At 42.6% G+C, this 19398-nt stretch carries 15 protein-coding genes and 1 pseudogene; 13 read left to right on the top strand and 3 right to left on the bottom strand.

The window, feature by feature from the left end:
- Nucleotides 1–6 precede the first annotated feature (6 nt).
- Complete coding sequence (locus ACWPKD_RS14285; RefSeq protein WP_455413370.1) at nucleotides 7–651, top strand: DUF6624 domain-containing protein; 645 nt, start codon at nucleotides 7–9, stop codon at nucleotides 649–651.
- Here the strand turns inward: ACWPKD_RS14285 and ACWPKD_RS14280 are convergent, their stop codons facing one another.
- Entirely contained in the window at nucleotides 652–864 is a 213-nt protein-coding gene (locus tag ACWPKD_RS14280; protein WP_455413369.1) for a helix-turn-helix domain-containing protein, read from the bottom strand.
- Nucleotides 865–867: 3 nt separating this feature from the next.
- Entirely contained in the window at nucleotides 868–1371 is a 504-nt protein-coding gene (locus ACWPKD_RS14275) for a DUF2975 domain-containing protein (protein WP_455413368.1), read from the bottom strand.
- Nucleotides 1372–1708: 337 nt separating this feature from the next.
- On the opposite strand from ACWPKD_RS14275, the gene ACWPKD_RS14270 reads away from it, so the two are divergent.
- The 10 genes and pseudogenes from ACWPKD_RS14270 (at nucleotide 1709) to ACWPKD_RS14225 (ending at nucleotide 9685) form a co-directional block, all read left to right on the top strand.
- Nucleotides 1709–2884 carry a T9SS type A sorting domain-containing protein gene (locus tag ACWPKD_RS14270; protein WP_455413367.1) on the top strand — a complete coding sequence of 392 codons (1176 nt, stop codon included), beginning with the start codon at nucleotides 1709–1711 and terminating at the stop codon, nucleotides 2882–2884.
- Nucleotides 2885–3042: 158 nt separating this feature from the next.
- Nucleotides 3043–4179, top strand: coding sequence for an aminotransferase class I/II-fold pyridoxal phosphate-dependent enzyme (locus ACWPKD_RS14265; RefSeq protein WP_455413366.1), 1137 nt, complete (start codon nucleotides 3043–3045; stop codon nucleotides 4177–4179).
- A 73-nt stretch (nucleotides 4180–4252) separates the two neighbouring features.
- Entirely contained in the window at nucleotides 4253–4444 is a 192-nt protein-coding gene (locus ACWPKD_RS14260) for a hypothetical protein (RefSeq protein ID WP_455413365.1), read from the top strand.
- 41 nt (nucleotides 4445–4485) lie between these two features.
- Nucleotides 4486–5340: a TraB/GumN family protein gene (locus tag ACWPKD_RS14255; RefSeq protein ID WP_455413364.1), complete on the top strand. Its 855-nt coding sequence runs from the start codon at nucleotides 4486–4488 to the stop codon at nucleotides 5338–5340.
- A gap of 8 nt (nucleotides 5341–5348) precedes the next feature.
- A pseudogene (locus ACWPKD_RS14250) lies at nucleotides 5349–5471 on the top strand (RNA polymerase subunit sigma-70); the annotation flags it as partial.
- A gap of 205 nt (nucleotides 5472–5676) precedes the next feature.
- Nucleotides 5677–6084: a DUF2007 domain-containing protein gene (locus ACWPKD_RS14245; RefSeq protein WP_455413363.1), complete on the top strand. Its 408-nt coding sequence runs from the start codon at nucleotides 5677–5679 to the stop codon at nucleotides 6082–6084.
- Nucleotides 6085–6087: 3 nt separating this feature from the next.
- Nucleotides 6088–6708, top strand: coding sequence for a dethiobiotin synthase (gene bioD, locus ACWPKD_RS14240; RefSeq protein WP_455413362.1), 621 nt, complete (start codon nucleotides 6088–6090; stop codon nucleotides 6706–6708).
- A 40-nt stretch (nucleotides 6709–6748) separates the two neighbouring features.
- Entirely contained in the window at nucleotides 6749–8020 is a 1272-nt protein-coding gene (gene bioA, locus ACWPKD_RS14235) for an adenosylmethionine--8-amino-7-oxononanoate transaminase (protein ID WP_455413361.1), read from the top strand.
- A 19-nt stretch (nucleotides 8021–8039) separates the two neighbouring features.
- Nucleotides 8040–9191, top strand: coding sequence for a beta-ketoacyl synthase N-terminal-like domain-containing protein (locus ACWPKD_RS14230; protein WP_455413360.1), 1152 nt, complete (start codon nucleotides 8040–8042; stop codon nucleotides 9189–9191).
- Nucleotides 9192–9208: 17 nt separating this feature from the next.
- Nucleotides 9209–9685, top strand: a complete 477-nt coding sequence (locus ACWPKD_RS14225) for a hypothetical protein (protein WP_455413359.1) — start codon at nucleotides 9209–9211, stop codon at nucleotides 9683–9685.
- Here ACWPKD_RS14225 and ACWPKD_RS14220 read toward each other — a convergent pair.
- Nucleotides 9680–10162 carry a regulatory protein RecX gene (locus ACWPKD_RS14220; RefSeq protein ID WP_455413358.1) on the bottom strand — a complete coding sequence of 161 codons (483 nt, stop codon included), beginning with the start codon at nucleotides 10160–10162 and terminating at the stop codon, nucleotides 9680–9682. The two genes, ACWPKD_RS14225 and ACWPKD_RS14220, sit on opposite strands and share 6 nt — an antisense overlap.
- Nucleotides 10163–10298: 136 nt before the next feature.
- Here ACWPKD_RS14220 and ACWPKD_RS14215 point away from each other — a divergent pair, with 136 nt between their 5' ends.
- On the top strand, nucleotides 10299–15161 hold the full coding sequence (locus ACWPKD_RS14215; protein ID WP_455413357.1) for a choice-of-anchor D domain-containing protein: 4863 nt from the start codon (nucleotides 10299–10301) through the stop codon (nucleotides 15159–15161).
- 141 nt (nucleotides 15162–15302) lie between these two features.
- Complete coding sequence (locus tag ACWPKD_RS14210) at nucleotides 15303–19358, top strand: reprolysin-like metallopeptidase (protein ID WP_455413356.1); 4056 nt, start codon at nucleotides 15303–15305, stop codon at nucleotides 19356–19358.
- Nucleotides 19359–19398 lie beyond the last annotated feature (40 nt).

The raw sequence follows: 19398 nt of genomic DNA, 5'->3' as shown, positions 1-19398 counted from the left end.
TAGAAAATGAAAAAAATACTCACCTTGATTTTTGCCTTAGGAACATGCTTTTCCCAGGCGCAGGATACCAAATATGCCGAAGTGATCAAAGAAATCAATACGGTCGACATGGCATTAAAAATGGGCTCCATAAAGTTTTTGCAAGTAGTGATGCAATCCGGGGCAGCCTCCAAAGAAGCCCGAAATTTTTGGGTTATGGAATTGCATAAAGACAGTAGCAGTGTTCAGACAGCCAAAAAGATTTTAGATGCCCACGGATTTCTGGGGGAAGCCGAAATCGGTAAAAAAGCCAGTCAGACACTTTACAAAAGGATATTGCGTTCCGATGTGAAAGCTATGGAAAAGTACCTGCCAGTATTCCGGGACGCCTTCGCCAAAAATAAACTTTCAGGGGAAGATTTGGCCATTTTTGAAGATTTGTTATTGGTTAAAAAAGGATTGTCCCAGAAATACGGTACCCAACAAGGACAACTGTCCAAGGGCGATGAGATTTTCTTCCTGCCCATACAGGATGTGGAGCAACTCGATGCTATCCGATCAAAAGAACTGAAACTGAAGCCCATAAAAGATGAATATTTCAATTGGGATTTTGACAAGTATAAAAAGAACCTTAAGAAAAGCCAGAAGTTTTTGGAGCACCTGTCGAAATAATCACTTTTCTTCCGGAAGGTACTCCATAATATCACCCGGCTGACATTCCAAAATCTCACAAATGGCTTCCAAAGTCGAAAACCGGATAGCTTTCGCTTTTCCGGTTTTTAATATGGACAGATTCGTATTGGTAATACCGATCAGTTCCGCCAGTTCGTTAGAACGCATTTTGCGTTTGGCCAGCATTACGTCAAGATTTACGATAATAGGCATGGTTTACACGGTTAACTCGTTTTCTTCTTTGATGCGTTTTCCGATTTTGAATACTTCCGAGAGTACTACAAAAAAGAGCCCGATGGATAACAGATAAAGAAAAGGTCCAAAGCCAAATTCAATGGCAACGGTATTTTCGGAGACTCTGCCTATAGTTTCGGCTGCCAGATGCAGTAGCGAGGAACAGATAACCAATTGGCCTGTTTTTTTGAGTAATAAATAACTTTCCGTTTCAAAAATCTGAAGTTTTTTAAAATTGGCCAGTAATTTTTTAAAGTGGAATAAAGCATAAAGCAATAACCCGAAATTGACAATGCCCAGTAAAAAGGCAATTTTCCCGCCAACAGAATTGATTAGAAATTCGCTGCCTGCAATTTTAACAGGAATGTCAATGCTTTCCTTGTCAATAACCATCATGATGGCCACAACAATGGCTACAGGGTAAAATAGGATTGACATAATCCAGATATAATCAACAATGGTTTTTAATAAATTTAATTTTCTCATGATTTAAATTGTATTGGTTGCAGCAAATGTATTAAAATTATCGATAAACGATAAAAAAAAGTTGAAAAACAGTAAAAAACAGTTTGACTTCTCAAGAGAAATAATGGTTATGTGATTTAAAGTGTTTAAAATAAACAACTTATAGGTGGAAGTGGTTTTCGTTATGACTTTTCGTGTTTAATTTCTTATAAATTAATTTCAGGTTTCAAAATAAATAAGAATTTATGCACTAATTTTGCGCCTGAATTTTTTAACGCCAAGCAACTGTAGCCTGATCGATACAGCGTTTTTGGGATTAGGGGTTTAGAAACCATCGAAATATTAACAAATTAGATACATGAAAAGAAAAGTACACAAAGTGTTAGGAGTACAAAGTAAAATCAACGCGGGAATACAATTGTTGGCCTGTTTGCTGTTCGGATTGCATTCATTCGGGCAAAACCCCCAAACACAACTTATTGAGAGTTGGACCAATGATGCTTGGCAAAATAATGGAAAAACCACTTATGCTTACGATGCGAATAATTACATGATAAATTACCAGTATCAACTTTGGGATGTGCCCTCCGCAGCCTGGAAGAATTTTGTCCAATACAATCATACCAATAATCCCAACGGAACCATAAATCATTATGTTTCTCAAAATTGGGACAATACCAATTCAGTTTGGACGGATGCTACAAGAGCGGCTTATACTTACAATTCGGCAGATGCGATTCTTGAAATTGTATCGGAGAATTGGACGAACAATAACTGGCAAAATTCCACGCGAATAGCGCAAACCTACGATGCAAACAATTATCTGATTACGTATTTGTTTCAAACTTGGGATACTGCCACAAATTCATGGAAAAATTTCTTTAAATACAATTACACCAATCTTCCCAACGGGATGATTAACTACTATGTTGTTCAAAATTGGGAAGAAGCAACGACAATTTGGGTTGATTCTCAAAAAATAACTTTTAGCTATGACGGCGCTAACAATATTTCGACAAGAGTTACGGAAAATTGGAGTAATAACACATGGCAGAATTTAGCAAAACAGACCAACAGCTACGACGGAAATAATTATCTTATAGGATACTTGTTTGAGAGTTGGGATGTTTCTGCCAGTATTTGGAAGAATTCTTCTCAAATTAATTTCGCAAACAATCTAAACGGAAGTTTAAACCAGCAAATTTCCCAAATCTGGAACGATGTGAGCAATGCCTGGGAGAATTCACAAAGAGTTACTTATACGTATCCGTCAAATCTTGGAACCGATGATTTTAATTTGGCAAATGATGTTGTGGTGTATCCGAATCCGGCATCGGATGTTATCCGAATCCAGACAAAACAGATTAGCAACAAGACGAACTACCGTGTTTTCGATCAGTTTGGGAGACAGGTTTTAAATGGAAAACTAAACGGTTCAGAAACTACTGTAGGTGTCAGTCAACTGGTTAAAGGTGTTTATTTTATCCAAATAGGGCAAGAGAAAAACCAAACCTTAAAAGTAATCAAAGAGTAGTTCAAAAAGGCCGTTTTATTAAAGCGGCCTTTTTTAATACCGTCAATTTTGAATGATGTCTGCATTTTTCGAAGCGGTATGCAAAGTTCTGTAACAGTAAGTTCTTGATGTGTTGTTTTAGCAGCACAAAAAAACCAAAAGATGATTATCTTTGAGTTATGAAACCATTTCCGAAGACCTTAAACGAAAAACTCGAGCAGCGTATCCAAAGCAATTCCCTGCGAAAATTGCCGGAAGCCACTGGTTTGATCGATTTTTCTTCGAACGATTATTTGGGTTTTGCACACGATTCGGAACTATTTGAGGCAACCCATCAGCTGTTGCTCGACCGGAATATAAAAAGCAACGGGGCTACCGGTTCTCGACTGCTCTCCGGTAATCATGTGCTGTACCAGGAAGCGGAAACCTTTATCGCTGGTTTCCATCAGGCGGAATCGGCTCTGATTTTTAATTCCGGCTATGATGCCAATGTGGGCTTTTTCAGCGCCGTTCCGCAGCGGGGCGATGTTATTTTATACGACGAACTTATTCACGCCTCCATACGCGACGGAATTCAGTTGTCGCATGCTAAAGCGTATAAGTTCGGACATAACGATTTTGAAGAACTGAACGACAAACTGAACAAGTTTCAAAGTGATGCGGCTAATATCTATGTGGTAGCCGAATCCGTATATTCCATGGATGGGGATTGTCCAAACCTTGAAGAACTGATCGCCCTAACGGAAAAGCATCATGCCTATCTGGTACTTGACGAAGCCCATGCCTTAGGGGTTTTTGGGGAAAACGGGGAAGGATTGGTGCAAAGCATGCACTTGCACGATAAGGTTTTCGCGCGCATTATGACCTTCGGAAAAGGCTTGGGTTGTCACGGTGCTGCTATTTTGGGCAGTGCCAAATTGAAAGATTATCTGGTGAATTTCGCCCGAAGTTTTATTTATACCACGGGGCTTTCCCCGCATTCGGTGGCTGCAATTCTTACGGCTTATCAGGCATTGGCGCCACAAAAAATAACAGCACTGAAAGAAAATATCGTCCATTTCAATCAGGAGAAAAACCGTTTGGGGCTGCAACCGATGTTTGTGTACAGCAAATCGGCCATCCATTCGGCCATTGTGCCCGGAAATGAAAAAGTGAAAGCCATGGCTCAACAACTCCAGCACAAAGGTTTCGATGTAAAGGCTATTTTGTCACCTACCGTACCGCAAGGACAGGAGCGTTTGCGTTTTTGTTTGCACCGCTACAATTCCAAAGCGGAAATTTCTGCCGTTTTGACCTGTATTTATGACCTTTTATAGAATAATGTAAAAATTTTTGTAACGTTTTGCACTTTTGGTTACTTACGAGTTGTAAACCCAAAATAAGAATGTTATGAAAACGACCAATCCCAAAAAAACAACACCGGCTAATTCCCTGTTGATTTTCATGACTTTCATGGGAATTGCTTTTTCATTGGTAAGCGAATTTGTTTTCGACCGGCCCCGAAGAGCACTTTTAGCCATTATGATTTGTCTTTTGGTGGTAGGGGTCGCCTCCAAAAAAAGAGAACAAACCGAAAAGTAACGGAATATTTCAGTCCTCATGCAATCATCAATCTAATCAATATGAAAACATTTATTCAAACCGCCCTTTTAGCAGTTACCACCTTTTTCGGAACAGCGGCTACTGCGCAGGCACCGAAACCGGAAACGTCATTGCTTTGGGAAATCTCCGGGAACGGCCTGCAAAAATCTTCGTATTTGTATGGCACTGTACACCTGATGTGCGAAAGCGATTTTAAAATGACAGAAAAAACCAAAACGGCATTCCGCAAAAGCAGCAAGGTAGCCATGGAAGTAGACCTGGACGACATGGCGGAATTAACGATCATGCAGGAATCGGCCTTGAGCAAGGAACCGTTAAGCAAAAGACTGAGCAAGGAAGACTACCAAAAACTGGATGCCTTTTTAAAAGAGAAATTAGGAAAAGGGGCCAAAGAATTTGAAAACCACACTTTGGTAACCATCATGAGCATTGTAATGCTGCAATCACTGAACTGCCCGCCAAAAATGTATGAGGTGGAATTTATGAGTATGGCATCGGCAAGAAAAATGGATATCGTAGGATTGGAGAAGATGAGCGAGCAGCTGGATTTTTTCAACAAAGCCTTTTCTTCAAAGGCAATGGTTGAACAGTTGATACATTACGATAGTGAATATTTCAAACAACTCGTGTTGTTGTACAATTCCGAAGACATTCAAAAAATTTACGAGATGACCATCGAACCCAAATATATGGATGCTGAAGGGAAGAAATGGTTGTTGGACAACCGTAATGCCAACTGGGTGGCCAAAATGCCCGAATTATTGAAAAAAGAAAGTGTTTTCATAGCTGTGGGCGCTGCGCATCTGGGCGGCGAACAAGGCGTTATTCAACTCTTGAGAAAAGCCGGTTATACCGTACAACCCGTAATGCAGTAACCCGCGTTTTGGAATCCAGAGAAAAAGAATTTTTAACCCGACTTGAATCCCATAAAGGAATCCTGTATAAGGTTTCCAGGATGTACATGGACAATCGCGACGATCAGGAGGATCTGTTTCAGGAAATCGTCTGCGGGTTTTGTAATCATGGCAGCCAGCATTGCCTGTCTCACGGTATGGTGGGTAAATTATTTCTACAGAAAATATGCCAAAGCGATCCGAAAGGTCATCGACCAGTTAAAAGAAGAGTAAGAATAGCCCATCTTTACGATGGGTTTTTTATTGATTTCAATTGAAATTCGGGAATAACAAAGTAAGTTTGTATTTTAATTTATCATGGGAAAAGAAACACTGAAGAAAATCGCCGCCTTTCAATATACTTCCGAAGCCTTAATATACAAAGGGAAGCTGGAGTCAGAAGAAATAGAGGTTTTCATGTTTGATAACTATACTGTAGATACGGATCCTTTAATGAGCAATGCCATTGGAGGCGTAAAACTTTTTGTAAAATCAGAAGATTTTGAAAAAGCAGAACAAATACTGTTGGCCATAGGAAAGTATTCTGTTGATGATCAGGGGAAAGCACTGCGTTGTGCGAAATGCGGTTCGGAAGAAATTCAAATGCTTACCACGATACGAAATGTGAAATCGTTTCTGTCGTTTGTGTTCTCTTTTTTGTTGTTCTTATTGCCTTTTTATACCAAGTACAAGTACCAGTGTAATCAATGTAAAAACGAATTTTAATTCATGAAACTCTTCATTACCGGAATTGGAACCGATGTGGGCAAAACCATCGCCTCCGCCATCATCACAGAAGCATTACAGGCCGATTACTGGAAACCAATACAGGCCGGAGACCTCGAAAATTCCGATTCGCATAAAATCAAAAAATACCTTTCCAATAGCAAAACGAAGGTTTTTGAAAATGCCTATGCCTTTCAAACACCGGCGAGTCCCCATTTAGCCGCGGAATTGGACGGTGTCAGCATTGATTTGAAAAAGATTAAAGAGCCAAAAACCAAAAACGATTTGGTAATAGAAGGTGCCGGCGGTGTTTTAGTGCCGCTGAACGAAACCGATTGTGTGATCGATCTGATTCAGTCGGATTATAAGGTCGTAATCATCTCCCGTCATTATCTGGGAAGCATCAATCATACTTTGTTGACCGCGGAAGCCCTTCAAAACCGAAAACTCGATATTGCAGGGATTATCTTCAACGGAGATGAAAATCCTGCATCGGAAAACATCATTCTGAAAAAAACCGGTCTGAAAATGCTGGGAAGAATAGAGAACGAGCCGTATTTCGACGCAAACGTGATCCGTTATTATGCGGATAAGTTTAAGGGTATACTACATGAGTTGGGGTAATTTATAATTCATCATTCAAAATTTATAATTCATTATTCAGATGAACCTTTCCGAACGCGACCTACAACACAACTGGCATCCGTACACACAGCATAAAACCGCTGCGCCTCATATAGCCATTTTCAAAGGCGAAGGCGCCTTGCTTTGGGATGAAAACGGCAAGGAGTATATCGATGCGATTGCTTCCTGGTGGGTGAATCCTTACGGGCATTCTAACCGCTATATAGCCGATGCGATTTACAAACAGCTCACTACCTTAGAACACGTTTTGTTTGGTGGTTTTACGCACGAACCCGCTGTTTTGGTAGCAGAAAAGCTGATGCAGTTGCTGCCGTCCAATCAAAAGAAGCTGTTTTATTCCGATAATGGTTCTACCGCGGTGGAAATTGCCCTTAAAGTAGCCTTGCAGTATTTTTACAACCAAGGCGAAAAACGCACCAAAATCATTGCCTTTGAAAATGCCTTTCACGGCGATACGTTTGCAGCGATGGCGGCAAGCGGGATTTCCTTTTTTACCGAAGCGTTTAAAGGATCACTCTTGGAAGTCGTCCGTATTCCAGTACCGACTCCGGGTAATGAAAAAGCTAGTTATGATGCTTTAGAAGTTTTACTGAAGACTGACGAATTTGCCGGATTCATCTTTGAGCCTTTGGTGCAGGGGGCAGCGGGAATGGTTGTGTATGAGGCTTCGGAACTGGACAGGCTGATGACACTTTGCAAAGAGCACAATGTTTTTACCATAGCCGACGAAGTGATGACAGGTTTCGGAAAAACCGGAAAAAATTTTGCTTGCGATTACCTGACGCAGCAACCCGACATGATGTGTTTGTCCAAAGCACTTACCGGAGGAACCATTCCAATGGCGATTACGTCTTTTACTCAAGAACTTTTTGATGGTTTTTATGACGACGATGTGAACAAAGCTTTGTTTCACGGACATACATTTACCGCCAATCCAACCGGTTGTGCTGCGGCTTTGGCAAGTATGGAACTGTTGACTACTGTGGAAATGCAGGACAATATCCGCAGAATAAATACCAGGCATCTCGCCTTTGAGAAAAAACTTCAGACACACCTGCGCGTGGCGACTGTAAGAGTGTTGGGCGTAATCCTGGCTTTTGAATTTAAAACGGAAGGCGCGAATAGTTATTACGGCAGCTTCCGCAACAAACTGTACAATTTCTTTATAGCGAAAGGAATCGTGTTGCGACCGGTGGGGAATATCGTCTATGTGTTACCGCCTTATGTGATTTCTGATGCTCAACTTGAAAAAATCTATCAAACTATAGAAGAAGCATTGCTAGAATGCTAACTTTGTAAAAATTTTTCATTTGAAACCGATTGCCATCACCGCCCTATCGTCTTTTTCACCTTTAGGAAATCAGCCTGAATTGATTTGGGAGGAATACCTGAAACTTACTACGCTAATTGCAGAAAAGAAAATTGGCGGTCAAACGGTACCGGTTGCCGCTTTGCCTGAACAATTGCTGGAGCAGGTGCAGGGGTTGCGACAATCGGATAACAAATACAAAAATCTTGACAGTTCGGTTTTGTATGCGATGTTGGCTTCCCGAGCCGCTGTTGCGCAAGCCGGTTGGAACGAAAACGATGTCTTTGGTATCAATATTGGTTCTTCCCGTGGGGCTACCGAGCTTTTTGAAAACTACCATCAGGAATTCATCACTACCGGAAAAACAGGGACTTTGGCTTCTCCGACCACCACTATGGGAAATATTTCTTCCTGGGTGGCACACGATTTGAAAGCGACCGGTCCGGAAATTTCTCATTCGATTACCTGTTCGACGGCGTTACATGCCTTACTGAATGGCGTGGCGTGGCTGCGTTCCGGTATGGCCGACAAGTTTTTGGTAGGCGGAAGTGAGGCCTCTTTAACACCGTTTACCGTGGCACAGATGCAGGCTTTGAAAATTTATTCCAATGATGCCAGCGAGTTTCCGTGTCGTGCTTTTGATATGGAAAAAACCCGCAACACTATGGTTTTGGGAGAAGGTGCCGGTGTGATTTGCCTTGAAAATGGAAACTCGGAAAAAGCTTTGGCCTATATTGAAGGCATTGGTTATGCTACGGATATTTTGGAACACGGCATTTCGATTTCCACGGAAGCGGATTGTTTTCAGAAGTCGATGAAAATGGCCATTGGTGATTTACCCTTAAGTGAAGTCGATGCCATCGTAATGCACGCACCGGGAACCATCAAAGGGGATTTGTCGGAATGGAATGCGATTCAGAAAGTATTCGGAAAGCAATTGCCTTTATTGACCACGAATAAGTGGAAAATTGGACATACTTTCGGTTCTTCCGGAATCCTGAGCGTGGAACTGGCTATCCTGATGATGCAGTACCAGCAGTTTATCGGCGTACCTTTTGCAAAAGAAGAAATTCAGAGCAGACCGATCCGGAAAGTGTTGGTAAATGCGGTAGGTTTTGGCGGAAATGCGGTGAGTGTGTTGCTGTCTAAATAATTAAAATCAGTAGATTAATGACTATTATTACTTATACAAAAGAGTTATCAGTCAGTAGAATAGGTGTTGGTTGCATTTTTCTTATACTCGGTATTTTTGGGCTTTTGATGGGGAATATTAGTTCAATTATTATGACATGCCTGGGACTTTATATGTTTGTTTCGGAAGGAGCAGAAATCAATCTTACTGATAAGACCTATCGTACGGTAAAATCATTTTTAGGAGTTAAAGTAGGGAATTGGAAGCCGATTCCTGATTTTGAATATGTTTCTGTCTTCAGAACCAGTGAAACAGAACGTGTCAATGGTGTTGCAGCAACCGCGGCGGTTACAAATGCTGTGATTATATTGAATCTGTTTTATAATACCAGCAGGCATATTACGTTTTATAAAACCAAAGACAGGAATGATGCATTTGAAGTGGCAAAACACATTTCATTTGCTTTAGGTATAGATATTCTTGACGCTACGGAAAGAGAGAAAAAGTGGCTATAGGCTTTCCAGGTCGTTCAGTTTCTCAAAAACAAGGTTGCTTTCGTAGCCTTTTCGCAGTAAAAAATCACAGAACTTTTTTTTCTTTTTGGGCAGGCTTCTTTCGGTGATGCTGTCCCAATGTTTTTCGGCCAGCTCGTGGAAGTTGGCATTGTATTCTGCTGCCGTAATTTGTTTTAGGGCGTTTTCGATATTGTATTTGCTGATGTTGCGGAATTTCAACTCGTTGGAGATCCGGATTTTACCCCATTTTTTGATGTTGTGCTTGCCTCGGGCAAAACTTTGCGCAAAACGTTCTTCATTAAGAAAATTATTTTCGATCAGGTGGACCACAATAGTGTCAATAACCTGAGGGATCATCTTCATGGATTTGAGTTTCTCCACTACTTCCATATGGCAGCGTTCCTGATAGCTACAGTAATATTCCAGTTTTCGGGTGGCTTCTTCTACTGTATAGATTTTCAATGAGTTACTGTTCATAACTTAACGTAAATTTAATCCCTTATAGAGAATTATTTCCCAAAAATCCGTACCTTTATCCCCCATTTTTTGCCGTTGGTCGATAAAATGGGAATGTAAATATAGGAAATTTCACCAAAAAAACCTAAAATTTGATATGAAATTAAAATTTCTAGTTTTTTCTTTATTGTTCTCGCTTGTGAGTTTGGGACAAGTAACGTTGTATTCTGAAAATTTTGGAACAACTACTACTTTACCAACTGGTTGGACAAGTTCTAATGCTACAAATGGCTGGGCTGGGTCTACCGCCTCGGTTTCCAGTGGGTATACTGGTGCAAGTGGGAATGCAAATGTTGTTTTCAACGGAACCGGTACTAATGGTTTAACGCATACACTTACCTATTCAAATAACTTGTCAACTGTCGGCTATACTGCTATAACGGTTTTATGGGGAGGACGATCCACTGCTACCTTTGCGGCGGCTGTTACTTTTCAATGGAGTTCAGACGGAACCACATGGAATAATGTCGCTTTTACAAATGTTGCAACCAATTCCACATGGGCTTTGGTAAATGGTGGGACTCGTGTGAGTTTGCCAGTTGGTGCTGAAGGAGTGTCAAATTTAAGGTTTAGATGGACATCAACGTCAACCAACAGTGGAAATCACAGGATTGATGATTTTACAGTGCAAGGAACAGCTTCAGGGTGTACCGCACCAGGAACACAACCGTCAGCTTTATCATATAGCAATTCCACTTTAGATGGTTTTGATCTAAGCTGGACAGCAGGTTCGGGGAACGGAAGAATGATAGTAATAAAGCCTTCTGCTGGCGGAGTGCCATCGCCAGCTTCGCCTGTTAGCGGTACTGCATACACAGCCAATTTAAACTGGGCATCTGCAGGTCAGATTGACGCCAACAACCGTGTGGTTTACAGAGCGGCAGGAACATCAGCAGCGCCAATAACAGGATTGAACCCAGGGTCAGAGTACAGAGTGACAGCTTATGAATACAATACTTTAGGTGACTGCTATAATTTAGCTACACCCACTGTAATAGCGGCTTATACAAGGAGTACGGAGCCAACCGGACATGCCGCTGTCTTCAGTTGTAACGTTATATCTTCTACACAAATTAATTTAAGTTTCAGTGCGGCCAATACCATTGGTGGTACGGGATATATTATTTTACAAAAAACAGGTTCGGCACCCACAGGCTTGCCTACTGACGGAATGATTCATACTGTTGGTTCTTCTGTTGGTGACGCCACTGTGGCCGGTTATACTTCGGTAGCCGGTACGGACACGTCGTTTTCAGTTACCGGTTTAACTCCTAACACGGCTTATTATTTTGCGTTGATTCCTTTTAATTCCTATATAAGCGTTCCGCAAACCATGAATTACAGGACATCGGCTACGATACCGGTTAGCAACTGTGCTACTCCGACAGCACCTTGTTTATCAGCGAATTTTGAAAGTGGTGCGCCTGCAGGATGGACTATGACATCAATAACATATGGAGGTCAAAATTGCGGAGGTGCTTCAGGTATGGTTTTTAACGGAGTTAATGATGCAGCTGTTACACCGGCAATTGTTAATCCTCAAACACTTACATTTAATAAAAGAAGAAGTGGTGGAACAGATGCTTGGAGTATGAAGGTTCAAATTTCTCCAACAGGAGCAGCACCATGGACTGATGTTGTGACCATTTCAACTATTTCCGCCACTTGTGCTATGGAAACAGTTGATTTGAGTGCCTATTCCAATGGGACATATTATCTTCGATTTATAGACACCAGAGCGTCTGGAGCCCAAGAAAGAACACTTGATGATATCTATGTGTATTGTGCGCCACCAACTTTCCCGGAAATGAACATCACCGGAAATGCAACTTCCATCGCAGATGGTGATACCACTCCGATTGTAGGTGACAACACCGATTTTGGTTCCACTTTAGTCGGGAACATCATTACCAAAACCTTTACGATTCAAAATACAGGAGTAGATCCGTTACATTTGATTGGAGTCAATCCGTATATTGCCATTTCGGGAGCCAATGCAGCTGATTTCAGTGTGTCGGTAGTGCCTACTACCCCAGTGGCAGCGGTTACCGGAACCACCACTTTTGAGATTACGTTCCAGCCATCGGCTTTAGGTTTACGTTCTGCTGCTCTTTCCATTGCGAATAACGATAGTGATGAAAACCCATATAATTTCAACATTCAGGGTACGGGAATTTCCTGTACGCCAACTACAACCATAACTTCCATTACCCCAACCAGCGGTCCTTCCGGAACGGTGGTAACCATTAACGGTAGCGGTTTTGGAACGGCTACTAATGTAAGATTTGGTGCTTTGAATGCGGTTTACACCGTTGTATCGGGCACGGTGATTACAGCAACAGTTCCTTTAGGCGCCACAACGGGTGACGTTGTGATTGAGGATGCCGGAACTTGTACACAAAAATATTCCACCTTTACCGTTATTGCAGACGATAACAGTACGTGTGCCCCGGCAGCTACCGGAATTACCGAATTGTTCATCTCTCAGGTAACCGATGCTTCGTCAGGATCCTTGTCTTATATTGAAGTGTTTAATGCAACGTCTTCAACCATTGACATGACCAATTATGAAATCCTTATCCGTAATAACGGATCGGGAACTGGTGATGATATCCCATTGACCGGAACTTTAGCGCCCGGACAATCCTTTACTTTAGCGACCAGCGTAGGTACAGCCTGTGCGGTAGCGGGCGGTAACGGGTCCTTGGCCGATCAGAATGATGTGTCGAGCGGGGTAAACAATAACGACTGTATCCACTTAGCCCGATTAGGAACCATTATTGATACCTGGGGTGTTTGTAACGGTACAACTTGGATTAATTCCTTGGGATTAGGCTCTGCGGGATATAACTTCATGAGAAAGGAAACAGCGACACCGCTTCCGAATACAACTTTTAGTGCATCAGATTGGAACATCGTAGATTTCAATGGTTGTAACGACGATTATTCCACTATTGATACCTATGATGGTATCCGCAATCCGCCGGTTTCTACTGCACCTTCCTTGACTTTTAATTGTGCTACCAACTCGGCTCAAATCGTTGTAATCGGTACAGAATCTGTTTTTGGCGGGGCCGGATTAACCTATCAGTGGTATTATACCGCGCCGGGCAATGCCGGATGGACAATGATGCTGAATGCCGGGGTTTTCTCCGGTGTAACCTCAAATACCTTGAACATTTCTAACTTGACAGGATTGAACGGCTATCAGTTTTACTGTCAGGTAATGGAAGATACGGCTACCTGTTATGTGGCTTCAAGCGCAACCATGTTAACTTTGGGAGCAACATCTACTACCTGGAATGGATCAGCTTGGGATAACGGTGCGCCAACCTTAACAACGGCTGCTGTTTTGAATGGCAATTATGATACTTCTGTTCACGGGGATTTCGATTGTTGTAGCCTGGTTATTAACGGAGGTTCTACTTTAGATATTAAAAATGGTGATTTTGTTACCATTCAGAATAATTTAACGGTTGACGGTACTTTGGAAATCCAAAATCAGGGTTCCCTGGTAATGATTGACGATGCTGGTACGGTAACCAATAACGGAACTACGAATGTGCGTAAAATGTCTACACCTTTTGACCGTTACGATTATACGTTCTGGTCGTCACCGGTGTCCGGTACACCAATCAGTGTGTTCAGTTTATGGCAACCGAATTATATCTACAAATTAGATACCAGCAAATTCAGAGACGATAACAACGATTCCCATGATGACAATATGGATGCCTGGGTATTTACCCCGCAGGCTGAAATCATGTCTCCGGGGCGCGGTTATGCGGCCATGGGTAGAATCAACCAGACCTATCCGGCACAACAGGGTGCTGTATACAATGGCAAGGTGAATAACGGGGTGATTACGCAAGCTATCGCTTTAAGTTTGGACAATGCTAAAGTGAATGACGATTTTAACTTAGTAGGAAACCCTTATCCGTCGGCAATCAGCGCTGATGAATTCATTACTGATAACCCAAGTATTTCCGGAACCCTTTATTTCTGGACGCACGAAGGAAATATACAGGTGGCAGCAATTAATCCGGGGCCACAACAACTGAATTTCAGCCCTGATGATTTTGCTTATTACAACCTGGCCGGAGGAACCGGAACAAGAGCAGGTTTGCTTTCCGGAAACGGTAACAGCAACGCGCCGAACGGTTTCATAGCTTCCGGGCAAGGCTTCCAGGTCGATGCAGATGTAGCTACTTCGGTAGTGTTCAATAACGGTATGCGTAATAAAACGCATGCTAATACGAATTTCTACAGAGATGCTCAGGCCGGAGTAACCCAAAAGGACAGAATCTGGTTGAACCTTACCAATCCGGAAGGTATTTTCAGTCAGCAGCTGATCGGTTTCTTCCCGAATGCGACTATGGGTGTAGACAGAGGCTATGATGGTTATAATGTAAAAACAGCGACATACGCGGCATTCTATTCCGTAATAGAGTCTAAACCTTATAAAATTCAGGGTAGAAGTACTTTTGATATAAACGACAGAATTCCGTTAGGTTTCCGTTCGGCTTACCAAAAAACCTATACGGTTTCCATCGGGGATATCGAAGGGGTGTTGCGTTCGAACAATGTGTATTTAGAAGACAGACAATTGAATATCATTCACGATCTGAAAGCTTCGAATTATGTGTTTTCAACACCGGCCGGAGAATTTAACGACCGATTTGTGCTGCGCTTTACCAACACGACTTTAGGTACCGGTGATTTTGATGCAGCTTCAGCCGCGGTTATGGTGTATGCCAACAACGGTATCCACATTAGTTCTTCGTTGGAGCCGATCAAAAATGTTATGGTATACGATGTTTTAGGAAGGCTGATTGCTGAGAAAAAGAACATCAATGCCATTAGCGATACCTTAACCAATGTGCGTCCAACCCAGAGTGCTTTACTGGTAAAAGTGACGTTGCAAAACGGTCAGGTAATTGATAAGAAAGTGATTTATTAAATAAAAAATAACGATTTTTATTACAAGCGTCAGGTCCAAGGATTTGACGCTTTTTTTATTACGGTTTTTTTAAACATTTCCTTGGGTATTTGTTAAAAAAGAGATAATATTGCCGCACCTAACTAACCAATTAACCCAATAATGAAAAAACTACTGCTGATTGCTATGCTGCAATTAACAGCTGTCTCTCTATTCTCACAAGAGAAACAGTTCTGGAATCCAACGGTACTGATACCTTCTACAGAAAAAAGTGTATTACTCCGTGAAGATTTTCCGAAAGAATACAAAACGTTTACCTTACAGTTTCCGCAACTTCAAAGGGAACTTGCAAAAATCAGCGGTAAAGTCACTGCCGAAAAATTGACAATCAGTGTTCCGAATGAAAAGGGAACTCTTGAGCAATTCCGTGTGTCCGAAGCCTCCATTATGGAACCGGCTTTGCAGGCGCAATTCCCCAATATCCGTTCGTACGCGGGGGTAAGTGTCAGCGATCCTGGTACGGTTATTCGTTTTAGTATTTCAGATGAAAAAGGCTTTAGTGCCATAATCCGTAAACCCAATCACGGCACCACTATCATCGATCCGATAACTACAGATTATAAAAAGTATATTGTTTTTAACCGTAGAGACAATGCAGCCACCGGCTTGCCTTTTACTTGCGGAACCGAAGAACAATTAGTAGCGCACGAGGCTGCACAAAAAGGCGCCTTAAACAATGCCGATGATTCGCAATTGCGCCGTTTCCGTCTGGCCATGTCCTGTACTGGAGAATATACAACCTTTCATGGCGGAACCGTTGCCGGAGCCATGGCGGCTATCAACGCCACCGTAACGAGAGTGAACGGGGTGTTTGAAAATGATTTCAATGTTCGGTTGATTTTAATCGGAACCAATGCTAATGTAGTATACACTAATGCGGCTACCGATCCGTATTCGGCAGCGGCCAATATGGCGAACTGGAATGCTGAACTTCAAAACACGCTAACGTCCGTAATCGGAGAAGCGAATTATGATGTGGGTCATTTGTTTGGAGCTACCGGAGGCGGTGGAAATGCCGGTTGTATCGGTTGTGTCTGTGTAAACGGTCAAAAAGGAAGCGGGTATACCTCGCCGGCCAACGGAATCCCTCAGGGTGATACCTTCGATATCGATTATGTAGCCCACGAATTGGGACATCAGTTCGGAGGCAATCACACTTTTACCCATTCTACACAGGTTGCTGTGGCGCAATTGGAACCCGGAAGCGGAAGCACCATCATGGGCTATGCCGGAATCACAGGGGCTACCGATGTTCAAGCGAACAGTGATGCCTATTTTCATGCTATAAGTATTCAGCAGGTAAGCAATAATATTAAGGCAAAAGCGTGTCCAACCCTTACGGCGACAGGCAATGCCGTGCCAACAGCCAATGCAGGAGCCGATAAAACCTTGCCAATTGGTACGGCTTTTAAACTTACAGGTGTTGGTACTGATGCAGACGGTTTGGCATCCTTAACCTACTGCTGGGAGCAAATGGACATCGGAGACGCTACTACGACGTATCCGAATACCACTAAAACTACCGGCCCCAATTTTCGTTCCTTTACACCAACCGCCAGCCCGATGCGCAGGTTTCCAAATCTTGCAGGACACGTGGCCAATGGGGTAGGCGGCAACATGTGGGAAATTGTTCCCGGAGTAGACAGAACTTTAAATTTCAGATTTACGGTACGCGATAACAGAGCAGGCGGTGCTTGTAACGAAAGCGATAACATGACCGTGTTCTTTGACAATGCCTATGGGCCGTTTTCTGTTACGTCTCAAAATGTTGCAGGGATTAGCTGGGCTATTGGAAGTACGCAAACCATTACCTGGACGGTAAACAATACAACGGCTTTGACAGGTTCTGCCAATGTAAATATTTTGCTTTCCATTGACGGTGGGGTTACTTTCCCAATCACGCTTCTTGCCAATACACCAAACGACGGTACACATACCATTACGGTTCCGGATGTGCTTTCCACTAATTGCCGATTGCTGATTGAGCCTACCGGAAACGATTATTATGCGATCAATACCAGCAGGTTTGCCATTGGGTATTCCATGACAACAACCTGTACGGATTACACCTATAATTCTGCTTTTAACGTTCCGGACAACAATACGGTCTATACGGTTCGTTCGATTAATGTTCCTACGGCCGCTACAATTACCGACGTGAATTTAAGAGTGAACGCGACGCATCCGTATGTGGAAGATTTGCAGGTAGTATTGCAGAATCCGTCGGCATCCAACCAAATTAACATTTTCAACCGAAGCTGTACCAACAACGACAATATAAATGTATTGTTTGACGATCAGGGTGTGGCGATGGTTTGTGCTTCACCAATTAACGGAACCTATTTGCCGGCTCAGGCATTATCCGTTTATAACGGCATGAACCCACAAGGTAACTGGTTGGTAGGTATTCGTGATTTAGGTGCAGCCGATGTCGGAACCGTAAATTCCTACACCCTGACCATCTGTTCACAAAGTTATACGGAATTGCCTGTGGTTTGCGGGGCACTAACTTCCACCTGGAACGGAACTGCCTGGTCCAACGGCGCACCTAGTAAAAATACATTGGCGGTTATCAACGGTAATTATAATACGGGTGTGAATGGCAGTTTTACCTGTTGCAGCTTGACGGTAAATGGCGGAAGAACGCTGTTAATCGGAGACAATACTTTTGTTGAGGTGTTGAATGATGTAACCGTAAATGCTACAGGAATCCTTGAAGTGGCCAACGCCGGTTCATTGGTGATGAACAATAATGCGGGCGTGGTTACTAACAACGGAACCATCAATGTTTACAAAACCACAGCGCCTTTTGAACAATATGATTATACGTTCTGGTCGTCTCCGGTAGAGAACAGAACTATTGGAAGTGCTCTTTCGGCTTGGGACCCTTCAAGAATCTATAAGTTGAATGCGGCCAATTTTAGAGACGATAACAACGATTCGCACGATGATAACAGGGATGCCTGGGTTTTCACACCGCAAACGGAAATCATGCAGGCCGGTAGAGGCTATGCTGCTATGGCCAGTGCTGCAGGAGCTTTTCCGCGTCAGGAAAATGTTACTTTCAGCGGGAAAGTGAACAACGGGATCATCAACATGCCGGTTAACTTGAGTATGGACAATACCAAAAACAACGACGATTTCAACTTAATCGGAAATCCTTATCCGTCTGCCATCAGCGCTAATGATTTTATCAACGCCAATGCGGGTGTTATTTCAGGAACGTTGTATTTCTGGACGCATGTAGGCAATTACAGCGGTTCGGTTTACAGCCCGAATGACTTCGCGTATTACAATTTGTCAGGAGGAACGGCAACATCTTCCACAGGAGTGGGAAATACCGCTCAGCCGACTGGAGCTATAGCGTCCGGTCAAGGTTTTCAGGTTGATGCTTCCGCTAACGGAAATGTGGTGTTTAACAACAGCATGCGAAAAGCGACCTATTCCAATGCGAATTTTTACCGTACCGCAGACGAGCAAGTTGCCAGCAGCGACCGTGTTTGGCTTAACCTTAAAAATGAGGCGGAAGGTATTTTCAGTCAGCAGCTTGTAGGCTTCTTCCCGGAAGCAACCTCAGGTGCGGATTATGGATACGATGGTCAATATACCCAAACCAATACCTTGGCGACGTTTTACTCGCTTATTGGTGAAGAGAAATATAAGATTCAAGGAAGAAATACTTTTGTGCTTAACGATGTGGTCCCATTGGGCTACCGTTCAGCAGAAGCAAAGACCTATACGGTTTCCATTGCTCAAATGGAAGGTGTTTTAACAAGTCAGGCTATTTATCTGGAGGACAAATTACTGAACATTATTCATGATTTAAAAGCGGCCGATTACACTTTTACTACGCAAGCAGGTGAATTCAACAACCGTTTCGTGCTTCGTTTTACCAACACCACTTTAGGAAATTCGGATACGGAAGTCCTAAGTAATGCGATAATGGTGGCAACCGTTGATGAATTGAAGATTTCGTCTACGTTGGAAGGTATTAAAGCGGTTTCGGTTTATGATATACTGGGACGCCTTTTGGTTGAAAAGCAAAACATTGCGGCGCATTCCGTGGTTTTGAATTCTTTAAAGAGAACCAACAATGCTTTAATCGTTAAAATTGAACTGGAAAACGGTCTGATAGTAGACCGAAAAGTGATTTACTAATACTGAAAAATAAAAAAATCCCGGTTTCAAACCGGGATTT

The sequence above is a fragment of the Flavobacterium pedocola genome, from assembly GCF_053764385.1.
Note: the sequence above shows the minus strand (reverse complement) of the source record. Positions and strands in the feature narration are given on the sequence as shown.

Coding starts and splice junctions, on each gene's coding strand:
- ACWPKD_RS14285 (WP_455413370.1), top strand. CDS start 7: ATGAAAAAAATACTCACCTTGATTTTTGCCTTAGGAACATGCTTTTCC.
- ACWPKD_RS14280 (WP_455413369.1), bottom strand. CDS start 864: ATGCCTATTATCGTAAATCTTGACGTAATGCTGGCCAAACGCAAAATG.
- ACWPKD_RS14275 (WP_455413368.1), bottom strand. CDS start 1,371: ATGAGAAAATTAAATTTATTAAAAACCATTGTTGATTATATCTGGATT.
- ACWPKD_RS14270 (WP_455413367.1), top strand. CDS start 1,709: ATGAAAAGAAAAGTACACAAAGTGTTAGGAGTACAAAGTAAAATCAAC.
- ACWPKD_RS14265 (WP_455413366.1), top strand. CDS start 3,043: ATGAAACCATTTCCGAAGACCTTAAACGAAAAACTCGAGCAGCGTATC.
- ACWPKD_RS14260 (WP_455413365.1), top strand. CDS start 4,253: ATGAAAACGACCAATCCCAAAAAAACAACACCGGCTAATTCCCTGTTG.
- ACWPKD_RS14255 (WP_455413364.1), top strand. CDS start 4,486: ATGAAAACATTTATTCAAACCGCCCTTTTAGCAGTTACCACCTTTTTC.
- ACWPKD_RS14245 (WP_455413363.1), top strand. CDS start 5,677: ATGGGAAAAGAAACACTGAAGAAAATCGCCGCCTTTCAATATACTTCC.
- bioD (WP_455413362.1), top strand. CDS start 6,088: ATGAAACTCTTCATTACCGGAATTGGAACCGATGTGGGCAAAACCATC.
- bioA (WP_455413361.1), top strand. CDS start 6,749: ATGAACCTTTCCGAACGCGACCTACAACACAACTGGCATCCGTACACA.
- ACWPKD_RS14225 (WP_455413359.1), top strand. CDS start 9,209: ATGACTATTATTACTTATACAAAAGAGTTATCAGTCAGTAGAATAGGT.
- ACWPKD_RS14220 (WP_455413358.1), bottom strand. CDS start 10,162: ATGAACAGTAACTCATTGAAAATCTATACAGTAGAAGAAGCCACCCGA.
- ACWPKD_RS14215 (WP_455413357.1), top strand. CDS start 10,299: ATGAAATTAAAATTTCTAGTTTTTTCTTTATTGTTCTCGCTTGTGAGT.
- ACWPKD_RS14210 (WP_455413356.1), top strand. CDS start 15,303: ATGAAAAAACTACTGCTGATTGCTATGCTGCAATTAACAGCTGTCTCT.